The organism is Binatus sp. (SeqCode) (genome assembly GCF_049584895.1).
Taxonomy (GTDB): Bacteria; Desulfobacterota; Binatia; order Binatales; family Binataceae; genus Binatus.
Genome location: NZ_JBAUYR010000051.1, coordinates 1 through 13199 on the forward strand (window position 1 = coordinate 1; position 13199 = coordinate 13199).

The 13199-nt window shown below is 60.1% G+C and carries 12 protein-coding genes and 1 pseudogene; 6 read left to right on the plus strand and 7 right to left on the minus strand.

Features of this window, described 5'->3' with window-relative positions; all coding sequences use genetic code 11:
- Both WB650_RS09955 and WB650_RS09960 read right to left on the minus strand, forming a co-directional pair.
- Positions 1-188, minus strand: a pseudogene (locus WB650_RS09955) (ABC transporter permease); the annotation flags it as partial.
- Positions 185-925, minus strand: coding sequence for an ABC transporter ATP-binding protein (locus WB650_RS09960; protein ID WP_423960302.1), 741 nt, complete (start codon positions 923-925; stop codon positions 185-187). The pseudogene WB650_RS09955 and the gene WB650_RS09960, both read right to left, overlap by 4 nt.
- 357 nt (positions 926-1282) lie before the next feature.
- Here WB650_RS09960 and WB650_RS09965 point away from each other — a divergent pair, with 357 nt between their 5' ends.
- Positions 1283-1600 carry a hypothetical protein gene (locus WB650_RS09965; RefSeq protein WP_423960303.1) on the plus strand — a complete coding sequence of 106 codons (318 nt, stop codon included), beginning with the start codon at positions 1283-1285 and terminating at the stop codon, positions 1598-1600.
- Positions 1601-1675: 75 nt separating this feature from the next.
- Here WB650_RS09965 and WB650_RS09970 read toward each other — a convergent pair whose 3' ends face one another.
- Positions 1676-3400 carry an N-acyl-D-amino-acid deacylase family protein gene (locus WB650_RS09970; RefSeq protein ID WP_422301034.1) on the minus strand — a complete coding sequence of 575 codons (1725 nt, stop codon included), beginning with the start codon at positions 3398-3400 and terminating at the stop codon, positions 1676-1678.
- Positions 3401-3554: 154 nt separating this feature from the next.
- Here WB650_RS09970 and WB650_RS09975 point away from each other — a divergent pair, with 154 nt between their 5' ends.
- Entirely contained in the window at positions 3555-4343 is a 789-nt protein-coding gene (locus WB650_RS09975; RefSeq protein ID WP_423960305.1) for an enoyl-CoA hydratase/isomerase family protein, read from the plus strand.
- 125 nt (positions 4344-4468) lie between these two features.
- Here WB650_RS09975 and WB650_RS09980 read toward each other — a convergent pair whose 3' ends face one another.
- A complete protein-coding gene (locus tag WB650_RS09980) occupies positions 4469-5551 on the minus strand; it encodes an LLM class flavin-dependent oxidoreductase (protein WP_422301033.1) in 1083 nt (360 codons plus the stop codon).
- Positions 5552-5749: 198 nt separating this feature from the next.
- Between WB650_RS09980 and WB650_RS09985 the strand changes: the two genes are divergently transcribed.
- Together WB650_RS09985 and WB650_RS09990 are read left to right on the plus strand one after the other, a co-directional pair.
- Complete coding sequence (locus WB650_RS09985; RefSeq protein WP_422301032.1) at positions 5750-6115, plus strand: DUF952 domain-containing protein; 366 nt, start codon at positions 5750-5752, stop codon at positions 6113-6115.
- 20 nt (positions 6116-6135) lie between these two features.
- Positions 6136-7170, plus strand: coding sequence for a YncE family protein (locus WB650_RS09990; protein ID WP_422301031.1), 1035 nt, complete (start codon positions 6136-6138; stop codon positions 7168-7170).
- Between the two features lie 138 nt (positions 7171-7308).
- Here WB650_RS09990 and WB650_RS09995 read toward each other — a convergent pair whose 3' ends face one another.
- Positions 7309-7890, minus strand: coding sequence for a GNAT family N-acetyltransferase (locus WB650_RS09995; protein WP_422292661.1), 582 nt, complete (start codon positions 7888-7890; stop codon positions 7309-7311).
- 266 nt (positions 7891-8156) lie between these two features.
- Between WB650_RS09995 and WB650_RS10000 the strand changes: the two genes are divergently transcribed.
- Both WB650_RS10000 and WB650_RS10005 read left to right on the plus strand, forming a co-directional pair.
- Positions 8157-9701, plus strand: a complete 1545-nt coding sequence (locus WB650_RS10000) for a wax ester/triacylglycerol synthase family O-acyltransferase (protein ID WP_422301030.1) — start codon at positions 8157-8159, stop codon at positions 9699-9701.
- Between the two features lie 202 nt (positions 9702-9903).
- Positions 9904-10470: a DNA-3-methyladenine glycosylase I gene (locus WB650_RS10005; RefSeq protein ID WP_422301029.1), complete on the plus strand. Its 567-nt coding sequence runs from the start codon at positions 9904-9906 to the stop codon at positions 10468-10470.
- Here the strand turns inward: WB650_RS10005 and WB650_RS10010 are convergent.
- Positions 10419-11972, minus strand: coding sequence for an ArnT family glycosyltransferase (locus WB650_RS10010; RefSeq protein ID WP_422301028.1), 1554 nt, complete (start codon positions 11970-11972; stop codon positions 10419-10421). The two genes, WB650_RS10005 and WB650_RS10010, sit on opposite strands and share 52 nt — an antisense overlap.
- A gap of 19 nt (positions 11973-11991) precedes the next feature.
- Positions 11992-13173, minus strand: a complete 1182-nt coding sequence (locus WB650_RS10015) for a GNAT family N-acetyltransferase (protein ID WP_422301027.1) — start codon at positions 13171-13173, stop codon at positions 11992-11994.
- Between the last annotated feature and the right edge of the window lie 26 nt (positions 13174-13199).

The window sequence follows — 13199 nt, forward strand, 5'->3', positions numbered from 1 at the left end:
GCGGCGCCAAGCATCACGCTTATGAAGCTGGGCTGCAGCCCTTTCCCGTGCGTCAGGTAGATCGAGAAAAAGCCCCACATGACGATGTCAAGCACCGGCCACCAGAGCGTGTCGACGACGCGATCAAAGTTGCGCCGCGACTCATATACATGCCGCGCGATCACGGCGTTGACTCGATGTAATTTCATGCTGCCTTGCCTTTGACCACGCGCATGAAGACTTCCTCCAGCGCGGGCTCCTCGCGTTCTTCTTCGAGAATCGCCTGCGTGATTTCGATCGGACTGCCCGCCGCAATTATTTTCCCGTGATGCAGAAAAATAATCCGCTTACACATCCGCTCGACCTCATCCATGTTGTGCGACGTGTACAGAATCGTCGTGCCCTTTTCGCGTTGAGCGTCGAGCAGCGCGTTCTTCACCTGCCACGCGATTTCGGGATCGAGATACGCGGTCGGCTCGTCGAGCAGCAGCAGCTCCGGATCGTTCATGAAAGCCTTGCACAGCCCGACCCGCGTATTCTCGCCCGACGACAGCCCCGAAATGGCCTTGTCGCGCAGCTTGGTGATTCCGAACCGCTCTAACTGTTCGTCGATTCGTTCGCGCGGCTTTTTCAGATTGTAGATGCGCGCGAAGACCTTCAGGTTCTCGAGCACCGTCAGCCGAAACGGAAAGGTGGAGTAGGGCGACGTGAAGTTCACCTTCTCCAGGATTTCTCCGCGATGCGTCGCCATCGACTTGCCGAAAATGCTGATGCGCCCCGAGGTCGGCGTGATCAGCCCGAGGACCATATGAATCGTGGTGGTCTTGCCGGCACCGTTCGCCCCGAGCAGGCCTATGATCTCGCCGCGCTCGATCCCGAAACTGACGTCATCGACCGCGCGAAAGTCGCCGAAGGTCTTACTCAAATTTTCCACTTCTACCAACATCGAATTACCTGCCTTCAACGCGCGTGCGCGTTTTTCGTCCCGCCAAAAAACAAAACGGCCACGGAGTGCTAGCACCCGTGGCCGTCTTACGCGTTCTGATTATGCTATTGAGTCAATGATGATCGAACGTCGCAGACACACCACCACGGGAGGTTCCCCGTGCCCTTTCGATATTCGGATTCATCGTTAGTGTCTTCCTGCGAGTTCGCGCTTTTAGTATCTAGCAGCTTCTTCGCTTAAGGGCTAGAGGTCCCGCGACTCCGCGATGGAATCGGGCATCGTGGATCAACTATTCTCGTTCGAGGAACTGGTTGGAATCGTGGACGAATGGGAGACGAGCCAGAAAGAACCAGAATCGTGAGCAAAGCGGGGACGCTGCGTTCGTGTGTCAATCAATTGCTTGCGACTGAAATTGCATCAATAGCGTTGTTCGGAGCCCTTATGCGTTGGCCATGGCAGGTTTACCTGGCGGCTCCAATATCCATATTACTGTTGCCGATCTTCGCATTCGAAAACCAAGACCATGGAGAACTGGCACTCACTGTGCTGATAGACATTGTCTTCATTTCGGTAATGACTGCTTTAATTGTGAGAAACTTGAAACGACCAGCGCGGGCGATCCTTTTGCTATTTACCGTTGCGAGTATGCTTCTGGTTTTTGAGATTCCTTTTTGAAATTTCAAACTGAGACAGTACCCACTGGCGGTACTTTTATGTTCGAGTTCTATCTGAATCGCGCGTTTGATAGCCTCAAGCCGTCGCGCGCGGCGCCGGTTGAGGGCCGCGAATCAGCTTGCCGGGCATCGCGTCGGTCGCCTTGCCGTCCTCGAACGAAATTTCGCCGCTCACCACGGTGTGCCTGTAACCCTCGGCGCGCTGAATCAATCGGCGTCCACCTGCAGGAAGATCGAACACCATCTGCGGCGGATGCAACCGCAGCGCGTCCATGTCGATCACGTTGACGTCGCCCTTCATTCCGGGCACGAGCACTCCGCGATCCCGCAATCCGTAGAACTTCGCGGTGTCGCTCGTCTGCCGCTTCACGATCATCTCGATCGGCAGGCGCTCGCCGCGGCTGCGATCGCGCACCCAGTGCGTGAGCATGTAGGTCGGCATGCTGGCGTCGCAGATCAGTCCGCAATGCGCGCCGCCGTCGCTAAGTCCGAGCGCGGTCGCCGGATTGAGCAGCATCTCGCGCAGCGCGTCGAAGTTGTAATCCGAATAGTTGGCAAACGGCATGTAGAGCAGCTCGCGTCCTTCCCGCTCGAGCATCAAGTCGTAAGTCAGCTCCGCTGGCGACTTGCCCTCGCGCTCGGCGCGTGCGGCAACGCTGGTCTCGCGCGCGGGCTCGTAGTTGGGAGGATCGCCGAGCGCGAAGTACTTCGCGAAGTTGGTCAGCAGATACAGTGTCACGCGATCCTTCACCGCCGGCTGGTCGGCGAGGATTCGCGCGCGGACCTGCGGATCGCGCATCCTTGCAACGCGCTCATCAATCGGCAGATGCGCAATCTCCTGGTAGCTCCGATGCGCGATGAACGGGTGCAGCGAGCTTTGCAGTCCCATCAGCATCCCCGTCGGCCTGCCCGGAATCTGCGGCACCAAGTGCGCGCCATTCGCGTTGTATTTGCGCACGCGCTCGAGCATATGGCGGAAGCCGTCGGGATTGCTGTCGACCTGCGCCATGGCGAACGTGATCGGCAGCCCGGTCTCGGTCGAGAGCTTGATCATCCACTCCATCGTCGCGTCGGCGCCGACCATGTCCGACGCCATTTCGAACACGCCGTGCCCGACGTCGCCCATCGCGCGCCCGATCCCGAGCAGTTCAGCCTCGCTGGCAAAAGTTCCCGGCACGAGATCCTTGTTCTTCGCGCGATGCAGCATCGTGCGCGAAGTCGTGAATCCAAGCGCGCCGGCCTTGAGCGAATCGCGCACGAGGGCCGCCATCTTCGCGATATCGTCGGGCGTCGCTTCCTCGTTGCGCGCGCCGCGCTCGCCCATCACGTAGGTGCGCAGCGAGCCGTGCGGCATTTGCGCGCCAACGTCGAGCACGCGCGGCATCTTCTCGATCGCGTTCATGTATTCGGGAAACGATTCCCAGCCCCACTTGATTCCTTCGGAGAGCGCGCTGCCGGGGATGTCCTCGACGCCTTCCATCAGCCCGATCAGAAACTCCTGCTGCCCCGGATGGACCGGCGCAAAGCCGACTCCGCAGTTACCCATCACGATCGTCGTAACGCCGTGCCAGCTCGAAGGGCTGAGGTACGGATCCCACGTGACCTGGCCGTCGTAGTGCGTGTGGATATCGACCCATCCCGGTGTCACGACGAGGCCCGCCGCATCGATTTCGCGCCGCGCCGCGCCAGCTTTCGCGCCAACGCTGGTGATTACACCGTCGTCGATCGCGATGTCGCCGGTGAACGCAGGCGCTCCGCTGCCATCGACAATTTTGCCGTTTCGAATTACCAGATCGTGCATGGCTTAGTTCTCCCACCAGAAGAATCGCGCATCTTGATACGATCACGCAAGCGAAATCTTAAACGATCGTTCAATGAGCGATTTGTTCCCGTTGCACATTCGATTGGCGGGAACTAATTCTGGGACCTGAATCGCGACCGCATAGGAGCTGACGATGTTCGAACCAAAATATGGCGACGTATCCGTGAAGCTCGACGGCAATGTGGCGACACTCGAGATTCATCGCCCGCCGCACAACTTCTTCGATTTCAATCTGATTCACGATCTCGCCGACGCGTTCGAGGCGCTCGACCAGACCCCCGAATGCCGCGCGCTGATGCTCTGCTCTGAGGGCAAGTCGTTTTGCGCCGGTGCCAACTTCGCCAATCGCGACGCGCAGAGCGGCGAGGCCCCCGCGCGTCCCGGCGAGAATCCGCTCTACATCGAAGGCGTGCGACTGTTCCGATGCAAAAAGCCCGTCGTCGCCGCAGTTCAAGGCTCCGCGATCGGCGGAGGTTTCGGACTCGCGCTGGTAGCAGACTTCCGGGTCGCGACCGCCGACAGTCGCTTCGCCGCGAACTTCGTCAAGCTCGGCATCCACCCCGGCTTCGGCTTGACGTACACGCTGCCGCGTTTGATCGGTGTGCAGAAAGCCAGCCTGATGTTCTACACCGGCCGCCGCATCGATGGTAAAGAAGCGCTCGAATGGGGCCTGTGCGATCAGCTGGTTGAGCCGGACGATCTCCGCAACTCCGCGCTCGCGCTTGCGAAGGAAATCGCGGAGGGCGCCCCGCTCGCGCTGCTATCGACGCGCGCGACGATGCGCCAGGGCCTCGCCGACGCCGTCAAGGCGCAAACCGATCACGAATTCAAGGAACAATCCCGGCTCTTCAAAACCGAAGACCACCGCGAAGGCGTCAAAGCAGTAAGCGAGAGGCGTCCGGGCAAGTTCATCGGCAAGTAAGCGAAGCGCTCGCGGCGAAGAACCCAACCCCTAACCCCTTCCCGAGCGGGAAGGGGAACCAGATTTAAAAAGAGACAGCCCGGTTGCCCGGGCTGTCTCAAAAGCTCAACATCTTCGATTCTTTCTTACGCCGCTTCAGCCTTCACTCCGTTCAGCTTCTTTAATTCCGGCATCACGTCGCTCGCGAACAGCCGCAGGCTCTTCTCCGCGTCCTCGATTGGCATCCCAGCGTAGCTGAACACGCCGGTGAAATGATCCGCGCCGACCTTCTGCCGAATCTCATCGATCTTGTTGAAGCACATCTCGGGGGTGCCCCAGACCTGGAGGCTCAGGAAGTACTCGATCGACGCGCTGGTGTTGCCCTTCAGGTTCTTCGCCATCTGCTCGTAGTACTCGTAGCCCTTGGCTTTGCCGAAATGCTCGCTCGCCATCTCGTAATGCCGCAGCGCGGTGTCCCAGTAGCCGCCGATGTATTTTACCGCCATCTCGCGCGCGCGGTCGGCGCTCTTGTCGCAGAAGGTCCATCCCGCCGCGATCGTCGGCAACGGCTCACCGCCGTTCACCTGTTTGTAGATAGTGCGATACTCGCCCAGTTCCTGCGCGACGGCCTCCCACGGCTTCTGCGGAATGATCAGGATGCCGATGCCGAGCTTCGCCATGATTCGCGCGGACTCGGGCGACACCGCCGCAGCGTAAGTGCGTCCCTTGAACGACTTGAACGGCTTGGGCCGGATGTCGCGGCGCGGCTGTTTGATGTACTTGCCGTCGTATTCGCAGTAGCCCTTCTCGAGCCCCTCGAGCAGCATCTCGGCCGACTCGATAAAGCGCTCGCGCGATTCACCGAGCGGTACGCGGAAGCCCTCGAACTCGATCCGCGCAAGTCCGCGCCCGAGTCCCAGAATCATGCGCCCGTTCGACATGTGATCGACCACCGACACCTGCTCCGCGACACGCATCGGATCATGCCACGGCATCACGACCACCATCGATCCGAGCTGGATCGTCTTGGTGCGGCCGGCGTAGTAGGTCAGGAACTGCAGCACGTCGGGGCACATCGTGTAGTCGTCGAAATGATGCTCGACGCTCCAGATGGAATCGAATCCGAGCGGCTCGTAGAGGTCGCCGATCCGCAGATCTTCGACGTAAACGTCGCGGTCCGATCGGACATTGTGCGGATTCTGAAAGATAACAGCGCCACCAACTTTCATTCGGAGATCCTCCGTGGGTCGGGTCTTCAGTCGTTCGCCAGAACGTACCACAACCCGATAATTGAGACTTCCAATCACATACCAATCGTTTAGTAAAATTGCAAAGCTCTTCTCACCTGCGCCGCGGGGCGAGTAAGTATCCTCGATACTTCGCTTCGGTAAAGTGCCGGCGATTTGGGAACGTATCCAGTGACAGGGATGATCGTACATATCGTCAGGCGGATTGAGTGGATGCTTGCAGTCGGGCGCGGGACGTACGCGGCTGATAGTTTGCGCTCGGAGGGGTTCATCCATTGCTCGAAGCTCACACAAGTGATCGACACTGCTAATCGTTTTTATCGCGGGCAACGGGACCTGGTCGTCTTGTGTATCGAGGAGTCGCGGCTGACGGCGGAGTTGAAGTATGAGGCGCCCGCAATGCCGCGCGATGAAGCGCCGGGCGAGTTGTTTCCTCATCTATATGGTGAGTTGAATGTCGAGGCGGTCGCGCGGGTGGTCGAGTTGCCGTGCGAGGCCGACGGATCGTTTCGATTGCCCGACGAGTTGCTGGAGAGAGCTAGATGAATCTGACCAGGAATTAAAAGATGAAGAATGGTTTGCGAGTCTTATTGTTGGTGATTGTGGGCGCGACGCTCGCCACTGGAGCGGGATTTGCGGCAGACGTAGCGACGCCCGAATACAAGCTGGCCGCGACCTATAAGATTGGCGGCGAGGGCGGATGGGACTACGCGACGCTTCACCACGGCATCCTGTACGTCACTCGCGTCACCCATACGATGGCGATCGACGTATCGACGGGAAGAGTCGTGGCGGATATTTACGGCCAGAAGAGATCTCATGGCGTGGCGCTGGTCCCGGACGCGCATCGCGGATTTATCAGCGACGGCGGCAGCGGCTCGGTATTGATCTTCGACCTGAGGTCTCACGCGGTGCTGGGCCACGTGCCGGCGGCAGATGACGCCGACGGTATCATCTATGATCGCGCGAGCAATCGCGTGCTGGTGATGTGCGGCGACGCACATAAGCTGGTCGCGATTGCTCCCGATGTGAATCCGAACGGTGGTCAACCTGCCGCGAGCGTCGATCTGGGCGGCTCGCCGGAGTTCGCGGTCGCCGACGAGAAGGGCAAGGTCTACGTCAATATCGCGGACAAGGACGAGGTTGCGGTTGTCGATACGAAGACGATGAAAGTTGTCGCACGATGGCCGACTGCGCCCGGAATGCGGCCGACCGGGATGTCGATGGATCGCGCGACGCGACGCCTGTTCATCGGATGTCGAAACAAACATCTGATCGTGATGAACGCAGATGACGGCAAGATCGTGGCGGATCTTTCAATCGGCGCGTTCGTCGACGCGACTGCGTTTCGTGACGGCCTGGCTTTCGCGAGTTGCGGCGACGGAACTTTGACGATCATTCGCGAAGTGTCACCGGACAAGTTCGAAGTCGCGCAAGTGTTGAAGACCGAGGTGGGTGCGCGGACGATGGCCGTCGATCCTACCGGCGTGATGATTTATCTGCCGACGGCGGACCTGACGTTTCCTGCCGGCTCGAATCCGGCGCATCCGCGACCAGTGCCGGTTCCCGAAACGTTCAGAATACTGGTGGTGACGCCCTAATTACCTCTCCCCGCGGGAGAGGTCGATGCGAGCCCGCGAGCATCGGGTGAGGGCGCTCGCATTCAGCTCGATCCACGGGCCCTCACCCGCGCCGCTGGCGCGTCCTCTCCCGGCGGGAGAGGTAAAGAAGGATTGATCTCAGGCGACGACGTGGTCGGAGAATCCGTTTACGTCGTAGCTCATTATCAGGAGATCGCGGGCGCGGCCGCGACGGTCCTCGACCCAGTCCGACAGTATCGCCTCGACCTGAAAGCCCAGATGCTCGAAAGCGGCGCGTGCGGCGGACTGATCGGTCGTCATTTGCGCGGTGATCTTTTTGAGGCCAAGCGATCGCGCGAGATCGAATACCTCGGCGGCCAGACGGCGGCCCAGTCCCGCGCCACGATAGCGCGACGAAGTGATGATGCGGATTTCGCCCACCCGCCGGGTCCATCGCGCCTGGTCGAGATGAACGCTGGCGTAGGCCGCGAGCTCGCCGTCAACCTCGGCGAGCAGTGTGATGGTGTGTCCGTTCTTGATATTGTCGATCCATTGCTGGACGACGTGGCGGTCCGTGATGTCGGTGCGGAGGAAGAGCAGATCGTCGGCGGGCAGGTTTCTGGCGAAATCGATTATGCGGTCGAGGTCGCCCGGCTCCATGACGCGAATGGCGGCGCTGCGACCGTCGCGCAATTTAAGCTGAATTGGATAAGGGCGATTAGTCTTAATCTGCTCGGCCATCGAAACCTCCGGCGAAACTACTCCGGGCAAGCGCAGCCGTCGAGAATACTCGTAAGACGCTCTTAACCCGCGCCAGCGCTATCCTTAGATCAGTGATAGGCCGTCGGCAAGCGTAGCTGGAATAAAATTCGGCTTGCACTTTGGATGGCATGCCTGCCAAACTTTGCGCACTACGGCATTGTGATTTTCAGGATTTTTCGGCTCGGACAGAGCCCCGAGCCGTGGCCCAAACCCCGGGGGCAACTGGTTCGAAAGGTGAGGTTCGAATGGCCGAAAAATCAACGTTTCCATCCCCCGCGAGCTATCGGCTGTCGACACAGGACGCGACGTTCATCTATGGCGAATCGCAAAGCGGTCCGCTGCATATCGGTTCGATCGGGCTGTTCGAAGGACGAGTCGACTTCAACGCGCTACTGGGGCATTTCGAGGAGCGGATGCATCTGGTGCCGCGCTACCGACAGCGGCTGAACGAAGTTCCGCTGAACTTCTCGCACGCGATGATGGAAGATGATCCGGAATTCGCGCTCGAGAATCATGTGTTTCTGCATGAGCTCCCCGAGGGAATGAGCGACGCCGACGCGCTCGCGGAAATGATGCGGGTTTACCAGAAGCCGCTCGATCGCAAGCATCCGCTGTGGGAATTGCACACATTCCACAACCTCGACGGAAATCGCACGGCCCTGATGTGGAAAGTGCATCATTGCCTGGTCGATGGCGTGTCGGGGGTCGAGCTGCTCAAGGTGATGTACGATTTTCGCGCGGAGCCCGACGATGTCCCGCAGCCGCCGGAACCGTGGGTCGCGGCGCGGCCCTCGAGCATGATTCGGCGTTTCGCGGAGGCGTTGCGCGATCAGGTTCAACGCACGGTTAACTCGACGATTAACGCCGCGGTCGAAGCGATCGAGGACCCGGGGTCGGTGGCGGAGCGCGCGCGCCAACTCGCAGAGGCGTCGCGGGTGATGACGGAGCTCGCGACGCGGCGAATAGTTGCGACGCCATGGAACTCGACGCCGGTTACGCAGGATCGCGTCGTGGCATGGACGCGCCAGTCGTTCTCGGACTTTCGCGCAATCAGATCGGCCTTCGGCGGATCGGTCAACGACGTCGTACTGGCTATGCTGACCGAGGGCGCCGCACGCTACTTGCAGCATCATGGGTACGCCGTCGAGGGACAGCAACTGTGTATTGGATGTCCGGTCAACGTGCGGCACAAAAGCGAAAAGAGTTCGCTGGGAAATCGCGTCTCGATGATGTTCCCGACCGCGCCGGCGGCGCCGATGGATATTATCGAACGGCTCAAACTTATCAACGAAGAGACCGAGCGAATCAAAGCGGCCGGCTCGGCACAGGCTCTGGAAGCCGTAATGCAGCTCGGTGACGCGATTCCGCCGAGCCTGATCGGACCGGCCGCGCGCGCCGCGACCACGATGATGGACGTGGCGGGACGGATGGCGAAGTGGACGGACTGGAAGCCGCGGCCCGACGGATTCGGGCTGCCCGCATTCGGAATAAACTTTATCGCGACCAACGTGCCGGGCGTGCAGGTGCCGCAATATATAAACGGTCACGTATGCCTGGACATGGTACCGCTAGTACCACTCGGCGCGACCATGGGGTATGCAGTCGCGATACTCAGTTACTATAAGAGTTTATACTTCGGAATGATGGCGGACCCGCGCGTCATGCCCGACGTTGCACTGATGAAAGCGTTCGTCGATGACGCGTTCGCGGAGATGAAGCGTCGATGCGCGGAAAAATCAGCCGAGAAGGCTGAGCTCGAGCCAGAACGCCAACTCGCCAGCGGCGCGTGAGGGGAAGGGTAGATCACGCAATCAAATGTGAAACCCGCGGTGGGTTTCACGCTTCCCTCGGCAGGGGTGACCCCTGCACCCACTGCTAAGAAAGGATGCGGGACTCGTCCCTGTTAGAACTTTTACGGGCAGCAAGTGCGCCACTCCTCTTCTCCACGTCCGGTTCCCCTTCCCACTATGGGAAGGGGCTAGGGGTTAGGTTATGCGTTGCGGATGGGCGCGCAATGAATTGGCTATTCGCTATCACGATGAAGAGTGGGGCGTGCCGGTGCATGACGATCGGCGATGGTTCGAGTTCATTTCGCTCGAAGGTGCGCAAGCTGGATTGAGCTGGGACACGATTCTGCGCAAGCGCGAGGGCTATCGGAGCGCCTTCAAGGAGTTCGATCCGGCGCGCGTCGCGAAGTTCGGAGACCGCGACGTGACGAGACTGCTCGCGGACGCGGGGATCGTTCGCAATCGGTTGAAGATCAATTCGGCGATCAGCAACGCGAAGGCGTTCATCGCGGTACAGAAGGAGTTTGGCAGCTTCGACGATTTCATCTGGCGATTCGTCGGCGGACGGTCTCGGATCAACAAGTGGCGCGAGTTGAAGCAGCTGCCGGCACGAACGGACGAGTCGGACGCGATGAGCAAGGAGCTGCTTGGCCGCGGCTTCAAGTTCGTAGGATCGACAATCTGCTACGCGATGATGCAGGCGACCGGGATGGTGAACGATCACCTGGTCGATTGCGCGAGGTACAAAGCGGTGATGCGGTCTGCGAAGTGATGAAGCGGATTCGCCGCGTAGGATTTGCCGCGCTTGACGAGTACCAGGTGGCGGTTGCCGTGATCGGAGGTCAGGACGGGTTCGAAGTCGAGCGCCTCACTCTGATGCGTTTTCCAGACGCTGGCGGGCATGATGATAAAGCCCGGCGGCGCCTCGCCGAGGCGGCCGTCGAGCACAGGTGCATCGCGATCGAGATAGAACAGGAGAGGCGCGACCTCTTCATGGAATCCGTAGAGGTAGAGTGGGTCGGCAGGCGCGACTACGCGAGCGATTTCTTCGGCGGCGGGGCGAAATGAATCGTCGCGGCAGGATTCCATTTCCGCTCGTGGAATATAGATGAAATTGAAGACGACGAGCCCGGCGCATAGCGCGGCGAACGACCAGATCGCGGCGCGGCGGAATGCAGGCGGCGCCACAGTGACGATCCACCACCCGAGAATTACGGCGGCCGCGGGCCATACGGGCAGCAAATACGATCGGCGTTTGTAGGCTGCGATGCTGAAGAAGATAACGGTGGCGAAGTAGAAAATCGCGAAGAGTCGGACGGCGGAGCGTCCTTTCTCGGGACGAGAAGTAGAATCATCGCCGTTAGGAGTGACTATTGGACTGAGTAATGCGTAAACGGCGGCGACCGGGACCAGCAGGCTCAGCGGAGCCGAGTTGAGCAGGATTGGTTTCAAGTAGTACCACGGCGCCATCGCGCCCAGTGAGCCGAAGAAGCGGCCGACGTTTTCGGTGTCGAGTTGGCGATTGAGGAAGGCGTTGCGGCCGCCGAGATAGCATGCGAGATACCAGCTCGAAGCGATCGCGGCGCCGAGAATGATTGCGCCCGGATCGAGCATCGTCAGGATTTGGCGTCCGCGGTGCTCGGCGACCATGAAAATCAGGATCGAAACTCCCGGAAGAATTGCGCCAACCGGACCCTTGGCGAGCACTCCGAGACCGAGAGCGGCCGCGAGTGAATATAGCGCGGGCAGATTGGACTCGAAGCGCGCGTCGCGGCCGGACAAAGTCGGCTCGCGCGGCAGCCACCACAGAAAAGCGAACAGGGACAGGGACTCGAAGAAACATAGCGTCATGTCGACGCGGCCGAAGCGCCCCTGGCTGATGTACTGGTAGGACGCCGCCAGCGTCAGTCCGGCGAGGACGGCGACGTCGAGACCGAGGATTTCGTACGCGCAGATCATCGTGAGAAGCGCGCCGGCGATCGCGTAGAGCGCGGCGGGTAGCCGCAGATTCGCGGCAGTTACTTTGCTGATGCCGAGGACTCGATCAATCGCGACCGCGGTCCAGTGGAACAGCGGCGGCTTGTACATCGGGACGTTGCCGTTCTCGACCGGGAACAGAAAATGCCCGTGCTCGACCATCTGCTGGACGAACACGCCCTCGACCGCCTCGTTGCCAGTGCATACGTCGCCCGCTCCGAGCCGATGAAAGGTCAAAACCGCTACGATAAGAGCGATCGCCAGGATGGCAACGGCCGGTGGAAGTTTAACCAGCATCGAATAGTCAGTCGAATAGTCAGTCGAGGTCAGTGCGCAATATACTCAGGCTCTCGATGCGTGCGGTATCGTAGTCTTTCCACTTGGCCTGCGAGACGTCGCGAGCCGTCGCGAGTTTGAAGCCGAGCCGCGTGAAGAGATGTGCTACGCGATCGTCACTGGTGCAAGCAAAGACGTACTTGAGGTGACGCGCTTCGGCTTCCTTCAGGATCTCGCGGACCAGCACTGCGGCGACGCCCTCGCCCTGGAAACGCGTCAACGTGTACATCGCGGTGATCTCGCCGGCGCGGTCGCGGCGGTAGGGCTCGGTCAACAGCGAGCAGATTCCAGCGAGGTGCTCGTCGCCGATTCTATAGCCAAAGCATGAAGGCAGAATCTGCGCGATCTGTTCTGGAGTGCGAGGAAGAAGGTGGCCTTCAGTCTGACCGCGGACGATTAGCGCCTCGACTTCCTCGAAGTCGTCGATCGAGACCGGGCGGACGAAGCCGTATTGCATCTCGGTGAACAGCGTTCCGGCACCAATAAAACTGAACAACTCTTCGTAAACGTCGCCCGGCGCAACCAGGTTGACCGAGCCGACGCCGTCTTCGAGCGCGTCGAGTGCAGCGCGCACGATGGCTCTGCGAGCGCGCCCGCGGATGTTGCGCATGGTGCGGCGGATCCGATGTTCCTCGACGAACGAGAGACGGTTACCGTCCTTGTCGATTAAGCCGCCACGCCGATCGAGCATCAGGAGCTTGAAGACGCGAAGGCGGCTCGCGAGCTCGCGCGCGAAGACGGTGAGATCGTCGGCGTCGTCGCGGCTCATCGAGGCAACGACGATCGAACCGGCGCGAAGCCTCGCCCAGATCTCGGCGACTGCAGAATCGGGAGGATATGGGCGCGAGCGCAATCCTTCAGAGGGATTAAAAACGGGAGGCGGTTCTTTCGGCGCGAGCTTGCCCAGGCGGCGCATCAGCTTCGGGAGCGCGCTCGGCGACACTATGACAACGCATCGGGTTTGATTGCGGCGCAATTCGCGGAGCGTGAGGACGAGAGAATCGAAGTCTGAAATACGCTGTCCGGCGGGAGGAATCAGCGCGAAGAGCAGGCTCTTGCCGTAGAATTCTTCGAGATAGAAAGTTTTCTCGGTAAAGACCGGGGCGCCGCGACGCGGTTTGTCGATGAAATCGTTGAGGTTGATAGCTGCGAAGTCACTCACGGTGTTGGGTCCAGAGAAGAGAGGAA

Coding starts and splice junctions, on each gene's coding strand:
- WB650_RS09960 (WP_423960302.1), bottom strand. CDS start 925: ATGTTGGTAGAAGTGGAAAATTTGAGTAAGACCTTCGGCGACTTTCGC.
- WB650_RS09970 (WP_422301034.1), bottom strand. CDS start 3,400: ATGCACGATCTGGTAATTCGAAACGGCAAAATTGTCGATGGCAGCGGA.
- WB650_RS09975 (WP_423960305.1), top strand. CDS start 3,555: ATGTTCGAACCAAAATATGGCGACGTATCCGTGAAGCTCGACGGCAAT.
- WB650_RS09980 (WP_422301033.1), bottom strand. CDS start 5,551: ATGAAAGTTGGTGGCGCTGTTATCTTTCAGAATCCGCACAATGTCCGA.
- WB650_RS09985 (WP_422301032.1), top strand. CDS start 5,750: ATGATCGTACATATCGTCAGGCGGATTGAGTGGATGCTTGCAGTCGGG.
- WB650_RS09990 (WP_422301031.1), top strand. CDS start 6,136: ATGAAGAATGGTTTGCGAGTCTTATTGTTGGTGATTGTGGGCGCGACG.
- WB650_RS09995 (WP_422292661.1), bottom strand. CDS start 7,890: ATGGCCGAGCAGATTAAGACTAATCGCCCTTATCCAATTCAGCTTAAA.
- WB650_RS10000 (WP_422301030.1), top strand. CDS start 8,157: ATGGCCGAAAAATCAACGTTTCCATCCCCCGCGAGCTATCGGCTGTCG.
- WB650_RS10005 (WP_422301029.1), top strand. CDS start 9,904: ATGCGTTGCGGATGGGCGCGCAATGAATTGGCTATTCGCTATCACGAT.
- WB650_RS10010 (WP_422301028.1), bottom strand. CDS start 11,972: ATGCTGGTTAAACTTCCACCGGCCGTTGCCATCCTGGCGATCGCTCTT.